This window comes from Curtobacterium citri (genome assembly GCF_030362955.1).
In the GTDB taxonomy this organism is placed as follows: domain Bacteria; phylum Actinomycetota; class Actinomycetes; order Actinomycetales; family Microbacteriaceae; genus Curtobacterium; species Curtobacterium citri.
Window position 1 is genome coordinate 1 of the sequence record NZ_JAUCML010000004.1, and the last position, 24,842, is coordinate 24,842.

Below are 24,842 nucleotides of genomic sequence, written 5' to 3' on the forward strand. Positions count from 1 at the left end.
CCGGGCCCCCCCCCCCCCGCGGGCGCCCCCCCCGGGGTGCGCCGGCCCCCCCCCGGGCGCCGGGGGGGGGGGGGGGGGGGCGCCCCCCCCCCCCGCCTCCCGTCCGTCCGGGCTCCGCGTCGTCATCGACGACGGGACCGGGTCACTTCTCCGGATGCTCTGACGATCATGGCGACGAGGTCGCGCAGGCCCGTCGCAGTCGCGGCACCGACCACCTCGACCCAGGTGCCCCCGTCCGACTCGGTGGTCCGCACGAGCTCCGACGTCGACACGTCACGCGCAGCGAGGTACGTCACGACCCCCAGTTCGATCGACAGCTCCAGATCGAGGAACACGTCCTCCGCCTCCGCCAGGAAGACACCCGCCGTGTCCGGCTCCCAGATGGCGACGAGTTCCCGGAGGACCGCGATCCCTCGGTCCTCGGCGAAGAAGCCGGTTCCGACCAGCTCGTCGGAGAACGTCTGCGACACCGAGACGCTGAGTCGGTTTCCGGCCGAGAACCGGGACCGAGTCGCAGCGAAGCGACCCACCACCCGTCCCGAGAGTGTGGCGCCAGGATCGGTCTCGAGTCGAACGGAGTACCCGTCATGCGGGAGCGGAGCGCCGTCCTCGTTCCGCGAGACACCCAGCTCGAGCGCCGAGACCAGTGCCGTGTCCGCCAGGTCCGGCACGGTCCCGAGCGCGTTCCCGTCGGGGTCGACGACCGCGAGTGATCGACCGAACGGCGCGTGCAACCTCCGGACGACGGCCTCCGTCGCCCGGAGCTTCGCACCGACGGCATCGAGTCCCTCACCCCTCGGTCCCCAGCTGAGCCGCAACAACAACTCCCCACCGAACGGGAGCGCCTCGGTCATGCTTCGTCCTTCCACGCGGTGGGTCGTCATCGAGCGATGCCGAGGCCACCGGCGTCTTCGATGGCGTCCGCGATCGCCACGATGTCGGCGGCGGCGGGCTCGAGTTCATCGCTGCCGACGTCGACGGTGAGCCACGTTCCACCGTCGGCCACGGCCGCTCTCGCCGATGTGCGGAGGTCGATCGAGGAGAGCAAGGAAGTGTGGTCACCGCGGAAGAAGTTGGTCAGCCCGACGAGGGTCGCGAACCCTCGCTGACTCCGGTTCGCGTTCCGGACGGTCACCTGCGCCAGGTCGGCACGCCAGAGCTCGACGAGTCGCCGAAGGACCTCGCCGTGGTGCTCACCGTAGCTCTGCCGGAGATCCATCGACGCCCCGGGCTGCACCGCCCGGAGCGCACGGCCACCTCGTTCACGATGTACTCGCTCACGGTCGCGCCGACGTGCAACCGCATCGAAGCGCCGACCGATCCGACGAGCTTCCCGACCAGGGACACGCTGTACCCGTCCCGCGGGAACGGCTGTCCGTCCGCGTTCCGAGTGACCCCGCGGTGGATCAGGAGGCTCACCTCGTCGTCGGTGAGATCCCCGACGAACGCCCCGTCCGCCTCCTCCGACGACGGGTCCAGGAGCTTCCACGGACCGGCGAACGGCGCGCCGCAGCACGCCAGGACCGCCAGCGTCTCCCGCAGGGCCCCGACCGCGTCGTTCGGCTCGGACGGTCGGGTTCCCCACTGCACGCGCATGGCAGGCTGCTGCGTGGTCCAGATCGAGGTCACGGCGCTCCAGGTGTGGTCGAGGTCGTCCGGTCGAACACGGAGGGTACTCGAGCTGGGCGACGCGACCCAGCGCTTCGGGTCGGCCCTGCGTCGGTCGAAGTGCTCCGGGACCGCGTCTCGTCGACGCCCGCCTCGCTCCTGCGACTTCGACCAGTCGGGACTCCCAGTGGACGGGACGGCTCAGACGGAACGATCTGGCGCGTCGAAGCGTCGCGTCAGGACCGCCTCCGACAGGCGTCGGAAGAATTCTCGGCCGCTCAGACCGAGGTGCCGCTCCGGGTCGAGGTTGACGCCGAGCTTCACGAGGATCGCAGAGAAGTCATCCTCACGCGCCCCCGGATGCAACACCGTGTCGACCTCATCCTGGATGGCCGTCGCCGTTCCTTGCGAGAGCCCCTCGAGTGCATCGTCGAGCGCCTCGACGGCATTGCTGTAGTCCGACTGCCAGCTCGAGTACAGGGCGCCCGGAAGCCACCCGGCGAGGGCGGGAAGGGCGCGCCGCAGTCCGGAGGCATCAAGATCCTTCACCGGTGCCACGGCTCTCCTCCTCGATCGATGGATACGCGGACCCGACGAAGAACACCTGTGGCGTGCCGGGGGTTCCGTGTCAGTCAACGTGCTTCAGCATCGCGCCGTGTTCCAGTTGCCCCACCCGTTCGCCGATCTGCGCAAGCATCTGCCGTCCGCCGCTCGGCCCCTGATCGGATCGGTAGTTCGCGTTCATCCGGTGGAGGAAGGAGTTGATGTCCTCGTCCTGAGCATCGTCGATGTCGAGCGAGCGGTACTCACTCGCCATGACGGCGAACTCGTCGCGTGAGAACCCGTCGAGGTAGAAGTCAAGGTAGTCAGCCACCGACGAGTAGTCGTCCCACCAGAACGGGAACAGATTCTCGATGAACCCACCGATCAAGGGGATGCGGTTGCCGTAGTTGGAAAAATTGATCTCGTTGAGTAGTCGCATGTGGACGCCGTTGCACCAATCGTTCGTCAGGCCGGCACAACGTTTGCAACCTCTTGAGTTGCAAGCTGGTCGACCAGATGCATCAGCACAAGGATGTTCTGTCGAAACACATCGTCTTCCTTGAGTACCGCGCTGGATGGTCGGCTCTCATCGGATCGTAGCGACGCCGGTTCCTCCACGAGGCCAGCGGCTGATGCATCACGCAGAAGTCGCATCAGTTGACTTGCTCGCGTCGAGCCGATGAGGTCGCTGCTGACGCCTTCTGCAACGACGTCACTCTCGAGAAGGGGCTGGCTGTCGTCGCCGATGACCTGGATCACGTCACGCACCATGTCGCGGACGATGTTCCAGTTCGGGCTCTCCGCCAGTGGCGCAAGGGTCTCAGTCCATCGGTCCCGGAAGCCGATCGGGGCTGATCCGAGTCGTTCGACGAGCCATGCGGGGGTGTGAGACGCAGCCCTTGGATGCATCGAGAGATCTTCGCGGAGCTCCGCCTTCTCGACCGGAAGTGACTCGAGGAGGTTCCCCTCGATGTCGATCAACAGCGGCCAACGCGGCTCGTCGTCCTAGACGAACTCGAACCGGTAGGCGCCGGTCGGTTCGAGTCGGAGGACACCGGTGAACCACGCGCCGCGCTCCTTCTCGGTCATTGCCTCACGCAGCGCGCTCCACGCCTCGAATTCGGCAAGGTCAGCCGGCGGGCCATGCATGACGGTTCCCGCGGTTTCGACCGCACGTTCGACCCGAGCGGTGACGCCGAGGCTGACGAACACGCTCGTCGCTCTCCTCCAACCCGTCTCCAACCGGTCGAATGTGAGGATCGCAAGCGTATTTTGCAATTCGTAGTAGTCCGCTGATGAACTCAATCGGCCAAACCTCCGGTGCGCGTCGCCGCCTCGCAGGAGCCCCGCGGGGTCCTCGGTCAGCAGCCGTCTCATCTCGTCCTCGATCCGACCAACCTCAACAGGTGGACAGTGTATGCGCGCTGAATGGTCAAGATGATCCCGGTGGCGAACCGCCGAAGCCGTCGAGACGATCAAGCGGTGTCTTCAGTCAGGTCGAAGATCAGCCGCGCGAACACGCGTCCACTCATGTGCAGCTCTGACTCGATCCAGAGGTCCGCTCCCGACGACTCGAGGAAGTGCTCGACCTGCGAGTCAGTCACATCGCTCGCGAGCAATTAAGCGGCTTCCTCGTGCACCAACTGCCTGTCTGAATCTCCGTATCGCGACAGGTCCGCTTCCAGAGCCTCGCGAGCGCTGTCGAAGTCGTCGCGCCAGTCAGTGTGGAAAACGGCGTTCAGGAGATTCCTCAGAGCGGGCGCTCCGCGCTTCACCTCCGCATTGGTCAATTCTCGAGGCTTCATGCTCATCCTCCTGCTCCCGACATCGGTCAAACGCTGGCCCGCGACTCATCCGTGTTCGACACGGAGGTCCCCAGCGGCCCAGATGCGCTGGATCTCAGCGCCGAGCTGTCCGAACCGTCGCCGGGCTCGCTCTGGCAGATCGACCTCGATCCGAGCGTTGAACGGATCCGCCACGAAGTCAAGAGCGAACTCATTCGGCTTGTGCAGCGTGGTCTGGAAGGTGGCACCAGCTGTGATGACCGCTCGAAGGAAAGTCCCACTCTCGAACTCGGAGACCAAGGAGAGGGCAGATCCACGAGCGGGTTCCGCCACGCCATCGACCCGGTAGGGCGAGGCGGCGATCACCCCTCCCCAGGATCGTGCATCCGCGCCGAGGATCGTTCGGTCGTGAACAGTCCAGGTGTTGTTGAAGGAGGGAAACGCCTCGAGCACCGCGGCCGAAGTCTGGACGATGCGAGCGGCTATGGCATCAGCTGATTCAGCTCGAGCATCCCATTCCGCGACGAGCAGCCAACCACTGACGTCGATCACCACAGTCACCTTCCTTCGACACTCAGCTGCCCCGGTCAGACTCCCCGAAGTGTTGAGTCAGGACCCGATTGCACGTCTTCGGAGGAACTCCTGCCAGTCATCCCGAACTTCCGCCTGGGAGCCCTCCCGATACCGAGCGAAGCACCTCAGTGAAGCACTTTTGCCCCCTCGCACCCCGAGCACCCGCAACTTCGACGTGAATCGAGGTCGATCCAACTCGGACGGTCCTCTTGGCGATACCGCCAGTCAAGGTCAGTGAGCCGGAACGACGTTCCCGAGCTCCTGAGCCGCTAGCGACAGAAGGGGCTGGAACAAGGCGTCGAACCGTTCTCGGAATGCTTCGTCAGCCAGGAGTGCGTTCCGTGTCTTCGTGGATGATTCGCTCGACGCCTCTGGGAGGTTCGGGACGAGCCCCAGACCAGTCGCGTCTCGGTACAGCCTCTCGATCTGGCCGACGGTCGTCGAGGCGGCCAACTCACTGGACACAACCTCCGCAACTTGATCCGCTCCGACCGCTACTCCGCGATCATCGGTGCCGGCTTGTACCGCATCTCGTAGCATGTCCCTCACGATCAGCCAGTTTGGGTGGTCCGCGAGTGCGCGGAACTCCTCGAGCCAGGTGTCAGCGAAGCGCAACCCGGTGGGCACCAGTCTTTCCCCGAGCCACGAGGGAATGAATTCGGCAGTGCGCGGATACCGCTGGAGATCCTCGCGAAACTGCGACGTTTCAACGCGCTCGCTCTTGACGATGTTGCCGTCGAGGTCGACTTCCACGGGCCAGGAAGGTTCCGAGTCCCAGTCGAACTCGAACCGGTAAGCGCCGGTCTGTTCGAGGTGAAGACGTCCACTGAACCAGGCTCCATGTGAATCGTCCGCCATGAGTTCACGGAGATCAATCCACGCCTGGTACTCCGTCAGGTCCGCAGGGGGCGAGTACACCAATGACGTCTCGCGAAGTACAGCACGCTGCAATCTGGAAGTGACACCGACGTCCACGAACACAGAAGTCGCTCTGGACCATCCAGGGTGTAGGCGGTCGAAGGTGATGATCGCAAGTCGATTCTGCAGATCGTGAAGTTCAGTGAACGAGCTCACTCCCAGCCCCCAGCCTTCCCCGACGCCTCGAACGAGGCAGGATTCTTGGTGATGACCTGCCGCCGACTGTCCGCGGCGTGGCGGCTTCAGCTCACCAAGAATACGGCGGCCCTCCCTGGCTGTGGCAGCGTCCGGTCGCGGTGCACCAGCCATCACGGCGGGTTCCCGGAGCTCACTGAAGGAACGCACCGCTGCGCGCTGAGAACGCGACTCAATCAAGTGCAACCCGATGCTCTACGGCGCTCGATCTGCGCTGAAGCCCCGCACCGAGTTGCTCGAAGCGCTCCCGCGCCTGCTCTTGTCGCCCATCTCGAGTGCGATGGCCTTCCTGATGAGGACCTGCTACGAAGGGTCACTGACTGTCACTGACCTGAGATCGAGGGCTCGGCGTCACGCCGCAACCTCCTCACGCGTGATCGGTCTCCGCCGAGACGACGACGCGTCGCTCGAAGGCCGTGAGGGCCTCGAGTGCATCACGAACCACCTCGACTTCGGCAGCGGTGTTCTGATTCTCGAACAGCATCTCGCGCGCGTTGCCGGAAAGCTCGATACCGGATGTGTCCGGTTCACGCTGATAGATGACGCTGGACCGAACCGCCGCTGCCATGGAGAGAAAGCGCCTCGCATCGACTCCGTTGAGGACATCCTGCAACAGACCATCTGCCAGCTCGTCATCCTCGAGGAGATCGAGTTCATCATCGAGAATTGCATCACTGATCAGACGCTTGACACCCTCGGCGACGACAAGCCAATCCTCGTTCTCCTGCATAGCGCGAAGCTCGTCCGGCCAGACGTCATCTCGGAACACGGGACGCGGCGCAGCCTGAAGGTTCGCCATCCACACCGGAGTCATGCGCGCTTCACGAGGATACCTGCGCAAGTCGTCGAGCAAAGCGGAACGCTCAACGTCTCGCCCGTTGTGGATCGTCCCCTCTGGGTCGACCGCAACCGGCCAAACGGGTCGTTCGTCCCAGTCGAAGTCCATGCTGTAATGCCCGTTGCTGGAAACACGCAGATGCCCGGTCATCCACGCGCCACGCTCCGGGCCTGACATCACCTCACGGAGATACCCCCATGCTCGGTACAGCTCGAACGCAGGTGCCGGCCGTCGCACGGACTGGCCGTCGGAGGTCAGGAGAATGCCGTTGAGTTGCTGCGTGTTCGCTACTTCCACGAAGACATCGCAGCACGACGACCATCCTTGGCCGAGCGTGCGAAGAGTGAGCGAAGCCACCGCGTTCTGTGCCGCGATTTCGGCTTCCAATTTCCCCAAAACCGCCTCCGTTCAACAACTCAAAAGTCGGTTGTTGCTGATCACGCTCACCTCGGGCTCATCCCCACGCCCACCCCAGGTCACCCGCGATGCAGCGGAGCGATGAGAACTGCCACCCAGATGACCGCGGTGTCCATGCGCAGGGGCAGGTCCGGCTCTGCCTGGAGCATTCGACGAATCGGGCGCTTGATGTTCGTAGATGACGTCAAGCTCACCGTGGATCCATGCTGAGCGACCAGATCCGCTCCGAACGGCGAACCGCCACCCGCGGTCGCAACGACGTATGCGCCGTGGTCGCCGAGCAGTCGATCTTCGCCTCCATCAATGAGCTCTTCCAACGGCGAACGCACGCGTTCGCTCCGAGGCACGACGTCACTGATGATCGATTCGGCATGGACGGTACGTCCCGAGTCCTCGGTATCGAGCACGGACGATCTGTTGAAGAGCACAACCGGCCAGACCTTCGTTGCGCATCGCCGTCTCGTGCGAGACGTGGGTGGAGATCCTGACCATCTGCGGTCCTCCGCCCCGTTGGTTCCCCGCTGGCACGGCTCTCCTCTCAGACCGCGTGTACGAGCGGGGCACAACTCAGGTCAGCAACTCTCCGCTGGCGCGATCAGTCAGCCGGACGTCCGTAGCGTTCCAGAAGTCGCTGATCGACCGAGCACACGAAGCGAAATTACTGTACTCGAACGGTTCCCCGTCGATGATCGGTGGCTCGCCGAGCGTCGCGGCCAAGAAGTCCATCGTCACGCTGTTCGTTGCACTTCTTCTACTTTCATGAGTAGCGCCAGCTCGCACGCGTATCATCGCATGGACGCCGCGAACGGTCGGCGAAATCAGCGCAAAGCTGATGCCTCTAGTTGGATCTGGCGCTCCACTGGTGCGGACGACGCTCGCGGTCACGAACGACGAGAACTCCGGAGAGAGCAGTTCGACCGTCCTCTGGGCACTACTTGCATGCCACGTGCCGCGGAATTCTCCGAAAGCGGAAATGAAGCGTTCACAGGTCTGGAAGGTTGCTTGCACGATGCTGTCGACGGAGTCACCTCGCGCTGCCCATCGAAGGCTCGCGTGCCAACCCGAAACATCAACCATGTCAGTCACCAGCCCTTGAATCCATCCGGGATCGGACGATATTCCACCATGATACCATCATATTCAGACGCCAAGCGAGCGAATTGCGTGGCAACGTCGCGGTCCCTGGTGAACACCCAGCGGAGAACCGCATCAGGTTCGGCCATTGCGTCGAGCTTGTTGGCCGCGGAATCCAGCCAATCTTCAATGATCTTGGCGCGCCGCTCCGGGTTCATCGACTCCAACCAGGAGTAATTACCCTTCACCTCGATGTACTGAGGTCGTCCATCGACGACCTCGAATCCGTCGAATTCCAGGTCTCTCGCGCCGGAAGGATTCGGGACCATGTACTCAGGAATGTGTCCATCCGGGAGCGGCTGTACGCCGGTTGCCCACTCCTGATCCAACGCGCCTGGGCCACCCGCGGTTCTCGTGCTTGCCGCCCAACGACCGTAGTTCGATCCTTCACCGGCGCCGATCACCGGTTGTTCGAGCCGCGCCGTATCCGGTGGGCGGAAGCCGGACCGTTCATAGATCGCGTCAGATCGCGCAGCCCGTTCTGCTGCTGTCAGAGATTGCTCCGTCGGGACGCCATGCGCCGAGTGAGCGGACGGCGGGCCATCCGAGGACACGTGCTGGTCGGGCAAAGCGTCACTGCCTGTGTCCGCGGATCCTCGAGCTGCTGCGCTTTCAGCCGTCGAGCCGACGACGTGGCCGGAGCCGCGGTCGTGGCCGAGCACCTCGTGGGCCTGCGCGTTCGAGTGCTCGCCGTGAGGCTCGTGTTCAGCGCCTCCCCCGCCCTCCACCCGATCCGCCACCGAGTGCAACCAGTGCGACCCCGGCTCCGGGTGCCCCACCTCGATGTGCGGCCGCCCGATCCCGACGCCGAACCCGTCCGGCGTCGCCATCGCGTGCTCCACGCTGACCTTCACCGTCGGGATGTTGTCCCCGAGCCCCCGGAGCGCGTCCGCGAAGCTCCCCTGCCCCCGCGACACCAGGTCGCCGAGGCCGTCGAGCGCCCGACCGGGGATCGCCGACAGGGCGTCCCCGACCCGGACCATCGTCGTCCCCGCCGCCGCGATCTTCGACCCGAAGGCCGCGAGTCGGCTGCCGTCCGCCGCCATGGCCGCGACGCGCGACCCCACCGCGGCGACCTTCGCGCCGGCACCGATCTCGCCGGCACCTGGGATGAACAGCGTCCCGATGTTGAACGCGGCACCACCGGCGGCGTGAGCGGGGTCGTCCCGCCAGTCCTCCGGCGAACCGACGAAGCCCTCGACGATCGCCTGCTGCTTCGCCGTGATGCCCTGCGCGGTCTCGCGCACCACGTCGGGCAGGACGCCCGGCGGCAGTGTGGCCGCGAGGATCAACGGCGGGCTGCCCATCAGCGCGAGCGCCCCGAGCGACTCGGCGAACCCGAGCCACGACTGCCCGGCCCACTCGCCGTCGCCCCACTCGCCGGTCTGCGAGTTGTAGCCGATCAGCCCACCGAGGCCCTCGACGGTCCCCACGGCAGCGTCACCGACGCCGGAGTTGAACGACTCCTGGCACGACTGGTCGCCGCGGCCGGTGCTCCCCCACGGCATCGGCTCGTTCGCCTTGACGGCCGCCGTGTAGTCGACGGCCTGCACCTCGGCGATGCACATGTCGGTCCGGAGCCCGTTGATCGCGTTGACGCAGTCGGTCGAGGCCTGCGAGAGCTTCGTCTCCTGCTCGGCGACCTTCGTGAGCAGTTCGTTGTTCTCGTCGACGTAGGGCGTGTACTCGTCCCAGCGCAGGTGCACGTCGTCGAGGATCTCGCCGAAGTGCTGCACCAGGCCGACGGGTCCCTGGTTCGCCGGGTGCTCGGGGTCCCACGGCCCGACCGTCTTGCCCTGCAGCGCCTTCGCCACGAAGGTCTCGGCCTCGGCCTTGAGCTCGACGAGCCGTCGCGCGATCGGGGCGACCACGGTGGCGTAGTCGCTGATCGCGGTCGACACCTTCTGCATGGTCCCGGCCAGCGCAGCGGTGTCGGTCTCGACGCCGTCCATGACGGCGAGGAGCTCGGCCGAGTCCGGCGTCGTGTAGCTGCCACCGAGGCCGGCCCACGCGGTCTTCACCTCGGATCCGCGCGTCTGCACGTCGGTGCCGGCGGTCGCGAAGGCGGTGCCGGCCGCGTCGACCTGCTCGGGCTTGATGTTCGCGCCGGGGATCGCGTCCGGGTCGATCAGGCCGTCGGCGCGGCACTGCCCGGTCATGCGCCGTCCCCGAGGTCGACACCGGCGAAGTCGCCCGTACTGGAGGCGCGGATCGCGTTGGCCTGCGCCGTCGCGGCCATCTCCTCGTCACCCTGGTAGTACGCCATGGTCGCGTTGGCAGCGCCGGCCAGACCGGCGGTGATGTGGTTGCCGACGCGCTGCAGCAGCGCCGTGTGGCTCTCGATCAGGGCGGCGACCGCTCCGGCGACCGCCTGGTCGTCACCGACCGCGGTCGTCAGTGCCGCGTGGGCATCGGCCAGCCCGTCGAACGCGGTCGACAGGTTCGTCGCCGCCGTCTCGGTACCCGCGAGCGTCGTCTGCACGCCCGCCGGGTCGATCTGCCAGCCGTTCCCCATCGCTCCCCCTCGTTCCGTGGTCCCGTCGTCCCGCGACGCGCCGTGTCGATCCTCGTCAGTCTCCGACGGCGGACCGTGACACCGCCAGGCCCCCGGCCGCAGCGGCGACGTCCCGCACGATCCGCTCGGCCGCCACTCGGGACGGGTCCTGGGCGGCCGTGTGGACCGACGTCCACCATACCGGCTCGTCACCCCCGAACAAGGGGGTGCCGGTCGAGTGCGTCCCGAGCAGCCGTGCGGCATCGACGGTTCGCACGAGCTCGCGGGACTGGAACAGGGTGAGGAGCACGACCCCGTCGTCGGCCACGAGCTGCAGGGCGTCACCCTCCCAGAGCTGGCGGATGCCGATCGCCGGGTCCTCGCCGGCCGCTGCCGCGACGACCACCGCGGCGTCGACGTGCCGTGGCGAGAGCACGACCCACTCGGCGCTCATCGTCGGTCCCCGAAGCCGAGCATCTCGACGGCACGCGGCCCGAGCGCGTCCCCGAGCTGCGCGAGCCGCCGCCACCGGGCCTCTGCGTCGGCGCCGCGCGACAGCACCACCCCGGACCGCACGTCGTCCGGGGTGGGGTCGAGCACCAGCGACGGGACCCGGGCCGGTCCGACCGCCCGCGCACCGGTGGGGAGCGTCCGGGGATCGATGCCGAGGTCCCGCACCGCTGCGGCCCCGACGACGGCGCCGAGCGGCACCGGCAGCGGGAGCTGGTGGGCGGACACGGTGGCGTCGGGGTGTCCGCTCGTCCGCCAGGCGGTGCCGAGCAGCACCCGCTGTCGCTGGGCGAGGTCCGCGAGCACCGTGGGGATGTCGTCGTCGGTGGGCAGCCCGTCCGACGGGGCGGGTCGCGGCAGCACGAGCCGCGTCTCCTCGGTCACGCCGGTGGCCGAGCGTTCGATGCGGAGCTGCACGGACGCGACTCCGCCGGTGGTGGGTGCCACGGCGACCAGGCGTGTCGGTCGGGGTGCCCGGCGGCGGGCGAAGGCGGTGACCTCGGCAACGCTCCAGGCGAGCGTGGCGGGCTCCACGGTGCCCCAGGCCTCGGGGCAGACGTCGGCGAGGCCGGCGAGCAGGAGTTCCGCGGTCCGCCCGAGGGTCGCGGCCTCCGATGCCGGGTGGTGCACCGAGACGAGCGCCTCGACCCACGGCACCGCGCCCGGCCCGATGGCCGCCGAGCGGGTGACCGTCTGCGGCGCGAGCATCGCGGTGGCGACGTCGTCCGCCACGACGTCCGACCCGGCCGCACGGTACCGGTCCCCCTCGCGGACGACCCAGGTCGACGCCGTGCGGCGGAGCATCACGGACATCGCGGCGGTGAGCCGGGACGACCCGGGCGTGAGCAGCACGGCGACGACCCCGGCGCGGCGGGCCTCGAGGAGGAGTCCGGTCCGCTCGCTCGAGCACTCGACCACCGCGGCGTCCGTCTCGTGCACGACGAACCCGGGACCGACCGCGTCGACGAGCGGGTGCGCGAGGGTGACGTCGTCCACGGCGCCACCCTACCGAGCACCCGCCCGCCGCCCCCGCACGACGACGGGCCCCGCGCTGGTGTGCGCGGGGCCCGTCGTCGTGCGGGGTGGACGGTGCTAGCGGACCGCGACCGGGGTCTCGTCGCGCTCCTCGTAGAGGACGTAGCCCTCCTCACCGTGGACGGCGGTGTCGATGCCGGCGACCTCGTCCTCGGTCTTGACGCGGAAGCCGATGGTCTTCTCGATCGCGAACCCGATCACGAAGGCCAGGACGAACGAGTACACGAGGACGGCCGCGGCGGCGACGGCCTGCTTGCCGAGCTGCTCGAACGATCCCGAGTAGATGAGGCCGGTGCCGTCGGCGAAGATGCCGAGGTAGAGCGTGCCGAAGATGCCGCCGACCAGGTGGACGCCCACGACGTCGAGCGAGTCGTCGAAGCCGAGCTTGTACTTCCAGTCGATCGCGAAGCAGCAGACGATGCCCGCGAGGAAGCCGAGCAGGATGCCCCAGCCCGGGGTCAGCGCGGCGCAGGCCGGGGTGATGGCGACCAGACCGGTGACCGCACCCGAGGCGGCGCCGACCGAGGTGGCCTTGCCGTCCTTGATCTTCTCGATGAGCAGCCAGCCGAGGATCGCGGCGGCCGGGGCGGCGAGGGTGTTCACCCAGGCGAGCGCAGCGACGCCGTCGGCAGCGCCCTCTGAACCTGCGTTGAAGCCGAACCAGCCGAACCAGAGGATCGCGGCGCCGAGCAGGACGAAGGGCGGGTTGTGCGGCTTGTGCGCGCCCTTGGCGAAGCCGACGCGCTTGCCGAGGACGATCGCCAGCGCCAGACCGGCGGCTCCGGCGTTGATGTGGACCGCGGTGCCACCGGCGAAGTCGATGACGCCCCAGGTCGCGAACATGCCCGAGGTCAGGTTGAAGACCCACGACGCGACGGGGAAGTAGACGACGGTGACCCAGACGCCCGCGAAGACCATCCAGGCGCCGAACTTCGCGCGGTCGGCGATGGCACCGGAGATCAGGGCGACGGTGATGATCGCGAAGGTGGCCTGGAAGCCGACGAAGGCCATCGACGGGTACGCGGCGTTGATGGTCGACGCCTGCGACTCCTCGAACGCCTGACCGAGGCCGATCTGGTTCCAGTCGATGCTGAAGAAGCCGACGATGCCCGCGACGTTCGTGCCGGCGCCGTGGTTGGCGAACGCGATCGCGTAGCCGTAGAGCACCCACAGGACGCCGACCAGGGCGATGGCCCCGAAGGACATCATCATCATGCTGATGACGGACTTGGCCTTCACCAGGCCGCCGTAGAAGAAGGCCAGGCCCGGTGTCATGAACAACACCAGCGCCGCCATGATCAACACGAATGCCGTGTTGCCCTGATCAAGCATCTGTTCACCTCTCGCGATTGCAGTGCGGCTCTCGGGACCGCCCTCGGGTGTTCAGAGTCTGGCGACGTGAGGTTTCGCGAGGGAGCACGAAGTGTTTCGCGGGTGTAACGCGACGGGTCCCCGTGTAAACGGTGTGTTTCGGGGAGCCGGGAACGGGCGGACGGGAGGCGCGGTGCGGGCCCGCCGCGCGCCTCCCGTCCGTCGCGCGGTTCAGTCGGCGGCGCGGGAGAGCGCGACCACGCGCGACGCGGCCCGCAGGTACTTCTTGCGGTACCCGCCGTCGAGCATCGCCTGCGGGTACACCTGGTCGAGCGGCGTGCCTGACGCGACGATGCGCACCTGCGCGTCGTAGAGGCGGTCGACCAGTGCGACCCAGCGGAGCGCGTCGGTCTGGTCGGTGAACGCCTGCACGTCGGTCAGCCCCACCGCGTCGAGCCCGTCGACCAGCGCGACGTACTTCGAGGGGTGCACGCTCGCCAGGTGGCCGACGACCGCGCGGAAGTCGTCGAGTGTCGTGGCGCCGGCCGGCAGTCCGGCGACGACGTCGTCGACCACACGTGCCGACTCGTCGACCGCTCGTCGGCGGAAGTCGAGGCCGTCGATGCGCATGGTGTCGAACCGGTCCGACATCGCCTGGATCTCGCGGAGGAAGTCCTGGGCGGCGAAGCGGCCCTCGCCGAGCGCTCCCGGCGGCGTGTTCGACGTGGCGGCGAACCGGGTCCCCGTCTCGGAGAGCTCCTTGATGAGGCGCGTCATCACCATCGTGTCGCCCGGGTCGTCGAGCTCGAACTCGTCGATGCAGACGAGCGACGTCCCGCGGAGCAGGTCGACGGTGCCCTGGAACCCGAGCGCGCCGACCAGGGCGGTGTACTCGATGAACGTGCCGAACGTCTTGCGTGACGGCTCCGCGTGGTAGGCCGCCGCGAGCAGGTGGGTCTTGCCGACACCGAACCCGCCGTCCAGGTAGACGCCCGAGCGCGTCGGCTGGACCGGCTCGCGCCGCCGGCCGAACAGCCCGCGCTTCGCCGGCTCGGGGCGGGTCGCGACGAACCGCTCGACGGCGTCGCGCACGTCCGCCTGCGACGGGTACTCCGGATCGGGTCGGTAGCTGGCGAACGACGCGTCGGCGAACTGCGGCGGCGGCACGAGCGCAGCGGCCATCTGCTGCGGGGTGACCTGCGGGTCGCGGTCGACGAGGTGAGCGGGCAACGGGTCCTCCGGAGGGAAGCAAGTCGGCGGGTGTCACGTTGCAGGAGTCGAACGGCACGTCCGCGTACCGTTGCCCACAGGCACCGACGACCGATCCTAGTCCGGTGCAGACGCACCCCCTGGAGGTACCCCCGATGACCGCACCGGTCGACCCGTCCGAGAAGTTCGCCGCCTACGCCCACCCGGAGCGCCTGGTGTCGACCGAGTGGCTCCAGGAGCAGCTCGACGCCGGGGTCGGCTCCCCGGACCTGGTGGTCGTCGAGTCCGACGAGGACGTCCTGCTCTACGAGACGGGCCACGTCCCCGGTGCGGTGAAGATCGACTGGCACACCGACCTCAACGACCCCGTCCAGCGGGACTACATCGACGGCGAGGCCTTCGCGGCGCTCGTCGGCGGCAAGGGCATCGGCCGCGACACCACGGTCGTCATCTACGGCGACAAGAACAACTGGTGGGCCGCCTACGCCCTCTGGGTCTTCACGCTGTTCGGCCACGAGGACGTCCGCCTGCTCGACGGCGGCCGGGCGAAGTGGATCGCCGAGGACCGCGCGCTCACCACCGACCGCACCGAGGTGACCCCGGTCGAGTACCCCGTCGTGGAGCGCCGCGACGAGCAGGTCCGCGCGTTCAAGGAGGACGTGCTCGACCACCTCGGCAAGCCGCTCATCGACGTGCGGAGCGCTCCGGAGTACTCCGGTGAGCGCACCACCGCGCCGGACTACCCGGAGGAGGGTGCCCTCCGCGCCGGCCACGTGCCGACCGCCGTGAACATCCCCTGGGCGACCGCGGCCGCCACCGACGGCACGTTCAGGACGCGCGACGAGCTCGACGCCGTGTACCGCGAGGGTGCCGGCATCGGCGACGCCGACGAGGTGATCGCGTACTGCCGCATCGGCGAGCGTTCCAGCCACACCTGGTTCGTCCTGCAGCACCTGCTCGGCTACGAGAACGTCCGGAACTACGACGGCTCGTGGACCGAGTGGGGCAGCGCCGTGCGCGTGCCGATCGCGGTCGGGACCGAGCCGGGGACCGTGCCCGCCCGATGAGCGAGGAACTCCCCCAGGCCCTCGCCGAGATCCGCGACGACTTCCTCGAGCTGTCCCAGCAGGACCGGCTCCAGCTGCTGCTCGAGTTCTCCGACGAGCTCCCCGCGCTGCCCGAGCGCCTGCAGGGGCACGAGGACGAGCTCGAGCGCGTCGAGGAGTGCCAGTCCCCCGTCTTCATCACGGTGACGGTGGGTGCGGACGGCGACGCTCCCGACGTCGTCCGGATGCACGCGACGGCACCCCGCGAGGCGCCCACCACCCGGGGCTTCGCGTCGATCCTCGCGCAGGGGCTGTCCGGGCTGACGGCGCCCGAGGTCCTCGCGGTCCCGGTGGACTACCCGCTGACGCTCGGGCTCACCGAGGCGGTCAGTCCGCTGCGGATCCGGGGCATGGTCGGCATGCTCGGCCGGGTGCAGCGACAGGTGCAGGCGGCCGCCGCGGCCTGAGACGCAGCACCGGACGGGAGGCGCGTGGCGGGTCCGCCACGCGCCTCCCGTCCGTCCAGCGTGCCGGCTACCGGGCGCTGGTCGCGTCCGTCGGCTGCACCACCTCGGTCAGCCACGCGAGGATGCGGGCGTCGAACCAGTCCGCGTCGTGGTTCCAGAGCTTCGTGTGCCGCGCGGTCGTCTGGACCTCGAGCCGGACGATGTCGGGACGGACCCGCGCGAGCTCGTGCGACGCCGAGGACGGCACGAACCCGTCGTCGTCGCTGTGCAGGATCAGGATGGGAACCGTCAGCTCGTCCGCGCGGGCGACCATGTCGAGCTCGCGGAGGTCGACCGGCTGCTCGAGGCCGACCACGCGGTGCAGGACCGGGGTCCGGAGGAGCCGCTGCGCGACCTTCCGGACGGGTCGCGGCAGCTTGAGCACCCGGCTCTGCGACTTGAGCACCTCGTGCCAGTCGACGACGGCCGACTCGAGGACGACCCCGTCGACCATCCCGGCGAAGCGCGAGCGGACGAGGGTCTGCAGCACGACCGCACCGCCCATCGACCACCCCATGAGCACGACGCTCCGGGCGTTGCGGGCGGCGAGCCAGCGGAGCACGGCGTCGACGTCCTCCCACTCGGTGGTGCCGAGCCCGTAGCGGCCGTCGGAGCTCCGCGGTGCCACACCGTCGTTCCGCCACGACGCGAGCACGACCGAGTACCCGGCGGCGCGGAAGACGGGCACGGCGCGGATGGTCTCGGCGCGGGTGACACCGCGGCCGTGCACGAGGACGGCCCACGGGGCGTCGGGGTCGTCGGCACGGACGATCCAGGCCGGCGAGGGGCCGTTCGGGGTGGGGACGTCGACGTCCTCGACGGGCACGTCGAGCTCGCCGGGGTTCAGGTAGAACCAGCCGCCCCAGCGTCCCCGTCGAGCGGTGGTCGGGTCGCCGGCGTCGACGGCGATGATGCGCCGCGTGACGGTCGTCTCGGTCGTGCCGAGGACCTCGCCGATCCGCATGTGCCCGGTCCCGCCGCCGAACCACAGGCTGTAGCGGCCCTGGAGTTCGGTGTCGGCGGTGCGTTCGAGGGTCACGGTCATCCGGTCCGGGTCGACCGCGTGGATCGGGACCCGTTCGGCGCGCTTCCGGTCGGGGGTGACGACGGCCCGGGCGACGGCGGCGACGAACCCGCCCACCACGGCGGTGCCGATCGCGGCGGCGGCGACCCCCGCCCCGAGTGCGACGAGGCCCGCCGATCGCACGGCTTCCTGGGCGACGTCCTCGGCGGGTCGCGCTGATCGGGACATGGTGCGGAGCCTAGTCTGCAAGCGTGTCCGAATCCGCTGAGCCCGAGGCCTTCGCGCGACTGCGCGCGCTGGTCGCGTCGGGCGGCACCCGCACCGAGACGACGGTGACCGAGATCCCCTCGCCCTCGCGGATCGCGCCGCACTCGATCGCCCTGGCCGCGGACGTCTCCGGTGCGGTGCACGGCATCGACTCCGACCTCGGCACCGGCCGGTTCATCGCGCTGTACGACCCCGCAGAACCCGAGGGGTGGGGCGGCGCGTTCCGCGTGGTGACCTTCGCCCAGGCACCGCTCGAGCCGGAGATCGGCGTCGACGAGTTCGTCGCGGACGTCACGTGGAGCTGGCTCGTCGACGCCCTCGAGGCACACGGGGCCAGCTACGACCGGGCGTCGGGCACGGCGACCAAGATCATCTCGCGCGGCTACGGCGACCTCGCCGCCCAGGGCGACGGCGCACAGCTGGAGCTCCGGGCGTCCTGGACGCCCCGTGACGAGGACCTCACCGCGCACGTCGAGGCCTGGGAGGAGATCGTCGCGATGCTCGCGGGGCTCCCGCCGGCGTCGGACGGCGTGACGCTGCTGGCCCCGAGGAGGACCACGAAGTGACCGACCCCGCCGATCCCGCGTTCGAGGACGCGCACGACGCCGTCCACGTGATCGAGGACCGCGACGAGTACCTCGAGGCGGTCGCCGCGATCGCCGCCGGCCACGGCCCGGTCGCCGTCGACGCCGAACGCGCCAGCGGCTACCGCTACTCGCAGCGCGCCTACCTCATCCAGGTCTTCCGCCGCGGTGCCGGCGCCTTCCTCTTCGACCCGATCGCGATCGGCGACTTCGCCGAGCTGCAGGACGCCGTCGTCGACGAGGAGTGGCTGTTCCACGCCGCCTCGCAGGACCTGCCCTGCCTGCAGGAGGTCGGTCTCGTGCCGACCCGGATCTTCGACACCGAGCTGGGCGCCCGCATCGCCGGCTTCCCCCGCGTCGGACTCGGTGCCGTCGTCGAGCAGCTGCTCGGCATCACGCTCGCGAAGGCGCACTCCGCCGCCGACTGGTCGACCCGTCCGCTCCCCCAGGCCTGGCTCGTCTACGCCGCGCTCGACGTGGAGCTGCTGCCGGACCTCCGCGACGCCCTCGCCGCCGTGCTCGACGCCGCCGGCAAGTCCCGGATCGCATCGGAGGAGTTCGCCGCCGTGCTCGGTCGCGCCCCGAAGCCGCCGAAGGCCGAGCCCTGGCGTCGGCTGTCCGGCATGCACGCGCTGCGCGGTGCACGGGCGCTGGCGATCGCCCGCTCCCTGTGGCTCGCCCGCGACGCGTACGCGCGCGAGGTCGACATCGCCCCCGGTCGGCTCGTGCCGGACTCGGCGATCGTCGCGGCCGCGGCGGCCGCCCCGACGTCGCGGTCGGAACTCGGCGCGGTGAAGGCGTTCACCGGGCGCGCGAGCCGGTCGGAGCTCGACCGGTGGTGGGCCGCCGTCGACGAGGGTCGGACGACCGAGGACCTGCCGAAGCTCCGCGGGACCGGCGAGGCCACGCTCCCGCCGCCCCGCGCCTGGGCCGACCGCAACCCCGACGCGGACCGCCGGTACAAGGCCGCCCGTGCCGCCGTCGTCACCCGTGCCGAGGAGCTCGACCTGCCCGTCGAGAACCTGCTCACGCCGGAGACCCTCCGCGTGGTGTCGTGGGAGCCGCCGACGCCGATCGCGACCGAGACCGTCGGCGCCGCGCTCGCGTCGCACGACGCCCGTCCGTGGCAGGTCGAGGAGACGGCGTCGATCATCGCGCACGCCTTTGTCGACGCCGGACAGCAGCCTGCTGCCGAGAGCAACACCGGCTCGTAGGAACACCCCAACGGGCATGCGTCCGTCCAGCCTCCGGGCATAGCGTCTCCGGTGTCGCCGGGCGCTGCCCGGCCGGTCGGGGCGGAACGCGTCCCGACCCGATCGAAGTGGATCTGGAGGCCCCGATTGCCCAAGGCATCAGACGTCGTGTTCGTGGACGGTGTCCGCACCCCGTTCGGACGAGCCGGTGAGAAGGGGGTGTTCTGGAAGACCCGCGCGGACGACCTCGCGGTCCACGCGATGCGCGGCCTGCTCGACCGGAACAGCCAGCTCGACGGTGCGGCGGTGGACGACGTCGCCGTCGCCGCCACCACCCAGCAGGGCGACCAGGGCCTGACCCTCGGCCGGACCGTCGGCATGCTCGCCGGGCTGCCGAAGTCGGTCCCCGGCTACGCGATCGACCGCATGTGCGCCGGTGCGATGACGAGCGTCACCACCCTCGCCGGCGCCATCGCCTTCGGTGCCGCGGACGTCGCGATCGCCGGCGGCGTCGAGCACATGGGCCGACACCCGATGGGCTTCGGCGCCGACGTCAACCCCCGGTTCATCGCCGAGCGCATGGTGGCGGGCGACGCCCTCGTCATGGGCAGCACCGCCGAGCGACTGCACGACCGCTTCCCCGCCATCACGAAGGACCGCACGGACGCCTTCGCCGTCCAGTCGCAGCAGCGTTACGCCGCCGCGTGGGCGGCCGGCAAGCTCCAGCCCGACGTGGTGCCGGTCGAGGTGAACACCGGCGAGGGCTGGGACATCGTCGCGAAGGACGAGCCGCCGCGACCGGGCACCACCCTGGAGGCACTGGCCGGCCTGAAGACGCCGTTCCGGCCCCACGGACGGGTCACCGCGGGCAACGCAGCCGGTCTGAACGACGGTGCCACCATGAGCCTGCTCGCGTCCGAGGACGGCGCGAAGCAGCACGGCCTGCCGACCAAGATGCGCATGGTCTCGTTCGCCTTCGCCGGCGTCGAGCCCGAGGTCATGGGCGTGGGCCCCGTCCCCGCGACCGACAAGGCGCTGCGCAAGGCGGGCCTGACGATCGACGACATCGGCCTGTTCGAGATCAACGAGGCGTTCGCCGTGCAGGTGCTCGCCTTCCTCGACAACTACGGCATCGCGCAGGACTCCCCGAACGTCAACGCCTGGGGCGGCGCGATCGCCGTCGGGCACCCGCTCGCGTCGAGCGGCGTCCGGCTGATGAACCAGCTCGCGGCGCAGTTCGCCGAGCGTCCGGACGTCCGGTACGGCATCACGACGATGTGCATCGGGCTCGGTCAGGGCGGCACCGTGATCTGGGAGAACCCGAACTTCAGCAAGAGCGCGGCACGGAAGGCGGCCTGACGATGACCACCACTGCGATCGACCAGCTGACCGCCCTGAGCGAGGACGAGGTCGTCACCCACTCCTACGTGAAGCACGTGGCGCTGCCGTCCGGCGGCACCCTGGCGCTCATCACGCTCGACAACGGCAAGGACTTCAAGCGCCCGTCGACGCTCGGCCCGCGGACCATGCGCGAGCTGTCCGACGTGCTCGACACCCTGCGCGCGGCGGCGTCCACCGGCAGCATCCAGGCGGTCGCGATCACCGGCAAGGAGTACTGCTTCGCCGCCGGCGCCGACCTGTCGCAGGCGGCCGCGCTGCCCTCCCGCGAGGTCGCGCACGAGCTCGGGTCCCTCGGGCACGCGACCCTCCGCAAGCTGACCGACCTCGGTGTGCCGTCGTTCGCGTTCGTGAACGGCATCGCGCTCGGCGGCGGCCTGGAGATCGCCCTGCACTGCACGTACCGCGTCTTCTCGTCGGCGGCGCAGGGCATCGGGCTGCCCGAGGTCTTCCTCGGCATCATCCCCGGCTGGGGCGGTGCCACGCTGCTCCCCCGACTGATCGGTCCGGAGAAGGCCCTCCGGGTCATCGTCGAGAACCCGCTCAAGAACAACCGTCTGATGGACGGCCCCGCCGCGGTCGAGATCGGCATCGGTGACGCGCTCATCCCGTCCGTGACCTTCCTGCCGTCGGCGGTGGCGTGGGCCGACGGCGTCGTGTCCGGTCGCACCAAGGTCGTCCGGAAGAACGAGCCCGGCATGATCGAGAAGGCCGCGTGGGGCACCGTCGTCAAGGTCGCCCGGTCGCAGGTCGCGTCGAAGATCGGCACCGTCCCGAAGTCGCCGTTCCGCGCCCTCGACCTCGTCGCCGCGGCGAGGTCGGGGTCGCTCGACGACCGCTACGCCGACGAGGACGACGCCCTGGCCGACCTGCTCGCCGGCGACCAGTTCGCCGCGTCGATGTACGCGTTCGACCTCGTGCAGAAGCGTGCGAAGAAGCCGGTCGGTGCTCCCGAGGGCGTCGAGGCGAAGAAGATCACGAAGGTCGGGGTCCTCGGTGCCGGTCTCATGGCGTCGCAGTTCGCGCTGCTGTTCGCCCGTCGCCTCGGCGTCCCCGTCGTCATCACCGACGTCGACCAGTCGCGGGTCGACGCCGGCGTCGAGCGCATCCGGTCCTCGGTCGACGAGCTGCTCGCCAAGAAGCGGGTCTCCCCGGACGACGCCAACCGCATCAAGGCCCTCGTCAGCGGCTCGGTGTCGTACGACGCCTTCGCGGACGCCGACTGGGTGATCGAGGCCGTCTTCGAGGAGATGTCGGTCAAGCAGGACGTCCTCCGGAAGATCGAGCAGGTCATCGCACCCGACGCGATCCTCGCCACGAACACCTCGTCGCTGTCGGTGTCCGAGATGGGCTCGGTGCTGTCCGACCCGTCGCGGCTCGTCGGCTTCCACTTCTTCAACCCCGTCGCGGTGATGCCGCTGCTCGAGGTCGTGCGCCCCGCGTCGACGTCGGACGAGACGGTCGCGACCGCCCTGGCCGTCGCGAAGACGCTGAAGAAGACCGCGATCGTGACCGCCGACCAGCCCGGCTTCGTCGTCAACCGCGTGCTCGCCCGCGTGCTCGGCGAGGCGATGCGCGGCGTCGAGGAGGGCACGCCCTTCGAGACGGTCGCCGAGGGTGCGGCGCCGCTCGGCCTGCCGATGTCGCCGTTCGAGCTGCTCGAGCTCGTCGGCCTGCCGGTCGGCGCGCACGTGCTCGACTCGCACCACGCCGCGTGGCCGGAGCGCTTCTACCCGGGTGACGGACTGAAGCGGATCGCCGAGCACGGCACGATCCTGACGCGCGACAAGAAGGGCAGCGTCACCGGGTACGACCCCGCCGCCGTGAAGCTCGTCGCACCGTCGAAGAAGGACGCGAAGCCGGTCGACGCGGCGACGATGCAGCAGCGGTTCGAGGACGCGCTGGCGGACGAGGTGCACCGGATGCTCGAGGACCACGTGGTCGAGCACGTCGAGGAGATCGACCTCGGTCTGATCCTCGGCGCGGGCTACCCGTTCCTGGCCGGCGGCATCAGCCCGTACCTCGACCGCTCGGGCGCGTCCGAGCGGGTCTTCGGCGGCCGGTTCCACGACCCAGCGATCGTCGGCCCCGCCTCGCGCTAGCGCGGCCCTGCGGGGTCCCCGCACAACGGGAAGCACCTCGCGCCACGGAGTTCCGTGGCGCGAGGTGCTTTCCGTTGTGCTGCAGCACGCCGAACCACGCGCCGAACCGAGCGACGGCCACCGCCACTCAGCGGTCCGCCGACTCCCGCGTCCGCGCCGGCTTCGCCTGGGGCAGCTTCGTCCCGACCACCTGGTCGATCACGTCGCGCGCGATGGCCTGCGCCGTCAGCCCGACGTCCGCCAGGATCTCGGAGCGCGAGGCGTGGTCGATGAACTCGTCCGGCAGCCCCAGCTCGTTCACCCCGGTGTCGACCCCCGCCGCGCGGAGGTCCTGCCGCAGTCGGGTACCCACGCCGCCGACGCGGACGCCGTCCTCGACGGTGATGACGAGCCGGTGCTCGCGCGACAGGTCGATGAGCGACGCGGGGATCGGCACGACCCATCGCGGGTCCACCACGGTGACGCCGATGCCCTGCGCCTCGAGCAGTGCGGCGGCCTCGAGGGCGACCTGCACCATCGAGCCGACGGCGACGAACAGCACGTCGGGTTCCTGCCCCTCGGCGGGGTCCCGCAGGACGTCCACGCCGTCGTGCAGCCGTCGGAGCGCCGGGACGTCCGGCCCGACCGACCCCTTCGACCAGCGGAGCACGGTCGGGGCGTCGTCGACGGCGACGGCCTCGCCGAGTTCCTCGCGCAGCGTCGGCGCGTCACGCGGCGCCGCGATCCGGATGCCCGGGACGACCTGCAGCAGCGCGAGGTCCCACATGCCGTGGTGCGACGGCCCGTCCGGCCCGGTGATGCCCGCGCGGTCGAGCACGAACGTCACGCCGGCACGGTGGAGCGCCACGTCCATGAGCACCTGGTCGAACGCCCGGTTCAGGAAGGTCGCGTACAGCGCCACGACGGGGTGCAGCCCGCCGTAGGCCAGCCCGGCGGCCGAGGTCACGGCGTGCTGCTCGGCGATCCCCACGTCGATGACCCGGGACGGGAACCGCTCCTGGAACCGGTGGAGGCCGGTCGGACGGAGCATCGCCGCCGTGATCGCCACGATGCGCGGGTCCGCTGCACCGAGGTCGGCGAGCGAGGACGCGAACACCGACGTCCACGACGGCCCCGCGGAGACGTCGAGCGACTCGCCGGTCTCGGGGTCGATGTGCCCGACGGCGTGGAACTGGTCCGCCTGGTCACGGAGCGCGGGCTCGAAGCCGTGGCCCTTCTCGGTGATGGCGTGCACGATCGTCGGCGCACCGTAGGCCTTGGCCTGGCGCAGCGCAGCCTCCATCGCGCGCTCGTCGTGACCGTTCACCGGACCGATGTACTTGATGTCGAGGTTCGAGTACAGCGCCTCGTTGTTCGTGAAGCGCGAGAGGAAGCCGTGCATGCCACCGCGGAGCCCGCGGTAGAACGCCCGGCCCGGCGCCCCGAAGTGCGACGCGACGGCCTGGGACTTCTCGAACAACGCGCGGTACTCACGACGCGTGCGGACCGAGCTGAGGAACCGCGCCATGCCGCCGATGGTCGGTGCGTAGGAGCGCCCGTTGTCGTTGACGACGATCACGAGCCGACGGTCGTTGCCGTCGGAGATGTTGTTGAGCGCCTCCCACGTCATGCCGCCGGTGAGTGCGCCGTCCCCGACGACGGCGACCACGGTGCGGTCGTCCTGCCCGGTCTGCCGGAAGGCGCGCGAGATTCCGTCCGCCCAGGACAGCGACGACGACGCGTGCGACGACTCGACGATGTCGTGCTCCGACTCGCTGCGCTGCGGGTAGCCGGCGAGCCCGCCGCGCTCCCGGAGGTGCGAGAAGTCCTGCCGCCCGGTGACGAGCTTGTGCACGTACGACTGGTGCCCGGTGTCGAAGACGAACGGGTCGTGCGGGGAGTCGAACACCCGGTGCATCGCGAGCGTCAGCTCGACGACGCCGAGGTTCGGCCCGAGGTGCCCACCGGTCTTCGCGACCTCGGCGACCAGGAACCGGCGGATCTCGGCGGCGAGCTCGGTCATCTGCGCGTCCGACAGACGCTTGAGGTCGCGCGGCGAGGAGATGCTGCTCAGCAGGCTCACGGGCGCTCCTTTCGTGGGGCAGGCCCCCACCCTAGCCGCGCAACCAGGACACGGACGGGAGGCGCGGTGCCAGCGGGCACCGCGCCTCCCG

The 24,842-nt window shown here is 69.6% G+C and carries 27 protein-coding genes; 6 read left to right on the forward strand and 21 right to left on the reverse strand.

The window, feature by feature from the left end:
- Nucleotides 1-122: 122 nt before the first annotated feature.
- The 19 genes from QUG92_RS07120 to zapE all read right to left on the reverse strand — a co-directional run bounded on the left by QUG92_RS07120 (nucleotide 123) and on the right by zapE (nucleotide 14,542).
- On the reverse strand, nucleotides 123-854 hold the full coding sequence (locus QUG92_RS07120; protein WP_289458403.1) for a hypothetical protein: 732 nt from the start codon (nucleotides 852-854) through the stop codon (nucleotides 123-125).
- Nucleotides 855-880: 26 nt separating this feature from the next.
- On the reverse strand, nucleotides 881-1,006 hold the full coding sequence (locus QUG92_RS07125; RefSeq protein WP_289458405.1) for a hypothetical protein: 126 nt from the start codon (nucleotides 1,004-1,006) through the stop codon (nucleotides 881-883).
- A gap of 125 nt (nucleotides 1,007-1,131) precedes the next feature.
- Nucleotides 1,132-1,629 (reverse strand): hypothetical protein, encoded by a 498-nt coding sequence (locus tag QUG92_RS07130; protein WP_289458406.1) that lies wholly within the window; start codon nucleotides 1,627-1,629, stop codon nucleotides 1,132-1,134.
- A 180-nt stretch (nucleotides 1,630-1,809) separates the two neighbouring features.
- Nucleotides 1,810-2,166 carry a hypothetical protein gene (locus QUG92_RS07135; protein WP_289458408.1) on the reverse strand — a complete coding sequence of 119 codons (357 nt, stop codon included), beginning with the start codon at nucleotides 2,164-2,166 and terminating at the stop codon, nucleotides 1,810-1,812.
- Between the two features lie 70 nt (nucleotides 2,167-2,236).
- Nucleotides 2,237-2,590: a hypothetical protein gene (locus tag QUG92_RS07140; protein WP_289458410.1), complete on the reverse strand. Its 354-nt coding sequence runs from the start codon at nucleotides 2,588-2,590 to the stop codon at nucleotides 2,237-2,239.
- Between the two features lie 26 nt (nucleotides 2,591-2,616).
- On the reverse strand, nucleotides 2,617-3,132 hold the full coding sequence (locus QUG92_RS07145; protein ID WP_289458412.1) for a hypothetical protein: 516 nt from the start codon (nucleotides 3,130-3,132) through the stop codon (nucleotides 2,617-2,619).
- Between the two features lie 24 nt (nucleotides 3,133-3,156).
- Nucleotides 3,157-3,630, reverse strand: a complete 474-nt coding sequence (locus tag QUG92_RS07150) for a hypothetical protein (protein ID WP_289458414.1) — start codon at nucleotides 3,628-3,630, stop codon at nucleotides 3,157-3,159.
- The gene (locus QUG92_RS07155; protein WP_259346158.1) at nucleotides 3,627-3,755 is read right to left on the reverse strand and encodes a hypothetical protein; all 129 of its coding nucleotides are present in this window, start codon (nucleotides 3,753-3,755) and stop codon (nucleotides 3,627-3,629) included. Before QUG92_RS07155 ends, QUG92_RS07150 begins: the two co-directional genes overlap by 4 nt.
- Nucleotides 3,756-4,001: 246 nt before the next feature.
- Nucleotides 4,002-4,490 (reverse strand): hypothetical protein, encoded by a 489-nt coding sequence (locus QUG92_RS07160; protein ID WP_182046747.1) that lies wholly within the window; start codon nucleotides 4,488-4,490, stop codon nucleotides 4,002-4,004.
- Nucleotides 4,491-4,739: 249 nt separating this feature from the next.
- The gene (locus QUG92_RS07165; RefSeq protein ID WP_182046748.1) at nucleotides 4,740-5,489 is read right to left on the reverse strand and encodes a hypothetical protein; all 750 of its coding nucleotides are present in this window, start codon (nucleotides 5,487-5,489) and stop codon (nucleotides 4,740-4,742) included.
- A gap of 499 nt (nucleotides 5,490-5,988) precedes the next feature.
- Nucleotides 5,989-6,846 carry a hypothetical protein gene (locus tag QUG92_RS07170; RefSeq protein ID WP_289458418.1) on the reverse strand — a complete coding sequence of 286 codons (858 nt, stop codon included), beginning with the start codon at nucleotides 6,844-6,846 and terminating at the stop codon, nucleotides 5,989-5,991.
- A gap of 89 nt (nucleotides 6,847-6,935) precedes the next feature.
- On the reverse strand, nucleotides 6,936-7,283 hold the full coding sequence (locus QUG92_RS07175; RefSeq protein ID WP_182046750.1) for a hypothetical protein: 348 nt from the start codon (nucleotides 7,281-7,283) through the stop codon (nucleotides 6,936-6,938).
- 160 nt (nucleotides 7,284-7,443) lie between these two features.
- The gene (locus QUG92_RS07180; protein WP_289458420.1) at nucleotides 7,444-7,962 is read right to left on the reverse strand and encodes a hypothetical protein; all 519 of its coding nucleotides are present in this window, start codon (nucleotides 7,960-7,962) and stop codon (nucleotides 7,444-7,446) included.
- A complete protein-coding gene (locus QUG92_RS07185) occupies nucleotides 7,959-10,169 on the reverse strand; it encodes a hypothetical protein (RefSeq protein ID WP_289458422.1) in 2,211 nt (736 codons plus the stop codon). The genes QUG92_RS07180 and QUG92_RS07185 overlap by 4 nt, the downstream gene beginning before the upstream one ends.
- Entirely contained in the window at nucleotides 10,166-10,525 is a 360-nt protein-coding gene (locus QUG92_RS07190) for a DUF6507 family protein (RefSeq protein ID WP_289458423.1), read from the reverse strand. The genes QUG92_RS07185 and QUG92_RS07190 overlap by 4 nt, the downstream gene beginning before the upstream one ends.
- Before the next feature lie 55 nt (nucleotides 10,526-10,580).
- Nucleotides 10,581-10,958 carry a hypothetical protein gene (locus QUG92_RS07195; protein WP_289458425.1) on the reverse strand — a complete coding sequence of 126 codons (378 nt, stop codon included), beginning with the start codon at nucleotides 10,956-10,958 and terminating at the stop codon, nucleotides 10,581-10,583.
- Nucleotides 10,955-12,010, reverse strand: a complete 1,056-nt coding sequence (locus QUG92_RS07200) for a DUF6177 family protein (protein WP_289458427.1) — start codon at nucleotides 12,008-12,010, stop codon at nucleotides 10,955-10,957. The genes QUG92_RS07195 and QUG92_RS07200 overlap by 4 nt, the downstream gene beginning before the upstream one ends.
- Before the next feature lie 96 nt (nucleotides 12,011-12,106).
- Nucleotides 12,107-13,381, reverse strand: coding sequence for an ammonium transporter (locus QUG92_RS07205; protein WP_289458429.1), 1,275 nt, complete (start codon nucleotides 13,379-13,381; stop codon nucleotides 12,107-12,109).
- Between the two features lie 210 nt (nucleotides 13,382-13,591).
- The gene (gene zapE / locus QUG92_RS07210; RefSeq protein WP_182046767.1) at nucleotides 13,592-14,542 is read right to left on the reverse strand and encodes a cell division protein ZapE; all 951 of its coding nucleotides are present in this window, start codon (nucleotides 14,540-14,542) and stop codon (nucleotides 13,592-13,594) included.
- 182 nt (nucleotides 14,543-14,724) lie between these two features.
- Between zapE and QUG92_RS07215 the strand changes: the two genes are divergently transcribed.
- Entirely contained in the window at nucleotides 14,725-15,636 is a 912-nt protein-coding gene (locus tag QUG92_RS07215; RefSeq protein WP_289458431.1) for a sulfurtransferase, read from the forward strand.
- Nucleotides 15,633-16,082 carry a SufE family protein gene (locus QUG92_RS07220; protein ID WP_289458433.1) on the forward strand — a complete coding sequence of 150 codons (450 nt, stop codon included), beginning with the start codon at nucleotides 15,633-15,635 and terminating at the stop codon, nucleotides 16,080-16,082. The genes QUG92_RS07215 and QUG92_RS07220 overlap by 4 nt, the downstream gene beginning before the upstream one ends.
- 67 nt (nucleotides 16,083-16,149) lie before the next feature.
- Here QUG92_RS07220 and QUG92_RS07225 read toward each other — a convergent pair whose 3' ends face one another.
- Nucleotides 16,150-17,373: an alpha/beta fold hydrolase gene (locus QUG92_RS07225; protein ID WP_289458435.1), complete on the reverse strand. Its 1,224-nt coding sequence runs from the start codon at nucleotides 17,371-17,373 to the stop codon at nucleotides 16,150-16,152.
- A 23-nt stretch (nucleotides 17,374-17,396) separates the two neighbouring features.
- Here QUG92_RS07225 and QUG92_RS07230 point away from each other — a divergent pair, with 23 nt between their 5' ends.
- The 4 genes from QUG92_RS07230 (at nucleotide 17,397) to QUG92_RS07245 (ending at nucleotide 22,689) form a co-directional block, all read left to right on the forward strand.
- Nucleotides 17,397-17,978 (forward strand): DUF3000 domain-containing protein, encoded by a 582-nt coding sequence (locus tag QUG92_RS07230; protein WP_069711016.1) that lies wholly within the window; start codon nucleotides 17,397-17,399, stop codon nucleotides 17,976-17,978.
- Nucleotides 17,975-19,210, forward strand: coding sequence for an HRDC domain-containing protein (locus QUG92_RS07235; RefSeq protein ID WP_069711017.1), 1,236 nt, complete (start codon nucleotides 17,975-17,977; stop codon nucleotides 19,208-19,210). Before QUG92_RS07230 ends, QUG92_RS07235 begins: the two co-directional genes overlap by 4 nt.
- 126 nt (nucleotides 19,211-19,336) lie before the next feature.
- Nucleotides 19,337-20,548, forward strand: a complete 1,212-nt coding sequence (locus QUG92_RS07240; protein WP_289458442.1) for a thiolase family protein — start codon at nucleotides 19,337-19,339, stop codon at nucleotides 20,546-20,548.
- A gap of 2 nt (nucleotides 20,549-20,550) precedes the next feature.
- A complete protein-coding gene (locus tag QUG92_RS07245) occupies nucleotides 20,551-22,689 on the forward strand; it encodes a 3-hydroxyacyl-CoA dehydrogenase NAD-binding domain-containing protein (RefSeq protein WP_289458445.1) in 2,139 nt (712 codons plus the stop codon).
- A gap of 127 nt (nucleotides 22,690-22,816) precedes the next feature.
- Here the strand turns inward: QUG92_RS07245 and dxs are convergent, their stop codons facing one another.
- Nucleotides 22,817-24,751 (reverse strand): 1-deoxy-D-xylulose-5-phosphate synthase, encoded by a 1,935-nt coding sequence (dxs, locus tag QUG92_RS07250; protein ID WP_289458446.1) that lies wholly within the window; start codon nucleotides 24,749-24,751, stop codon nucleotides 22,817-22,819.
- Between the last annotated feature and the right edge of the window lie 91 nt (nucleotides 24,752-24,842).

Coding starts and splice junctions, on each gene's coding strand:
- zapE (WP_182046767.1), bottom strand. CDS start 14,542: ATGGCCGCTGCGCTCGTGCCGCCGCCGCAGTTCGCCGACGCGTCGTTC.
- QUG92_RS07220 (WP_289458433.1), top strand. CDS start 15,633: ATGAGCGAGGAACTCCCCCAGGCCCTCGCCGAGATCCGCGACGACTTC.
- QUG92_RS07215 (WP_289458431.1), top strand. CDS start 14,725: ATGACCGCACCGGTCGACCCGTCCGAGAAGTTCGCCGCCTACGCCCAC.
- QUG92_RS07140 (WP_289458410.1), bottom strand. CDS start 2,590: ATGCGACTACTCAACGAGATCAATTTTTCCAACTACGGCAACCGCATC.
- QUG92_RS07195 (WP_289458425.1), bottom strand. CDS start 10,958: ATGAGCGCCGAGTGGGTCGTGCTCTCGCCACGGCACGTCGACGCCGCG.
- QUG92_RS07205 (WP_289458429.1), bottom strand. CDS start 13,381: ATGCTTGATCAGGGCAACACGGCATTCGTGTTGATCATGGCGGCGCTG.
- QUG92_RS07185 (WP_289458422.1), bottom strand. CDS start 10,169: ATGACCGGGCAGTGCCGCGCCGACGGCCTGATCGACCCGGACGCGATC.
- QUG92_RS07190 (WP_289458423.1), bottom strand. CDS start 10,525: ATGGGGAACGGCTGGCAGATCGACCCGGCGGGCGTGCAGACGACGCTC.
- QUG92_RS07120 (WP_289458403.1), bottom strand. CDS start 854: ATGACCGAGGCGCTCCCGTTCGGTGGGGAGTTGTTGTTGCGGCTCAGC.
- QUG92_RS07225 (WP_289458435.1), bottom strand. CDS start 17,373: ATGTCCCGATCAGCGCGACCCGCCGAGGACGTCGCCCAGGAAGCCGTG.
- QUG92_RS07245 (WP_289458445.1), top strand. CDS start 20,551: ATGACCACCACTGCGATCGACCAGCTGACCGCCCTGAGCGAGGACGAG.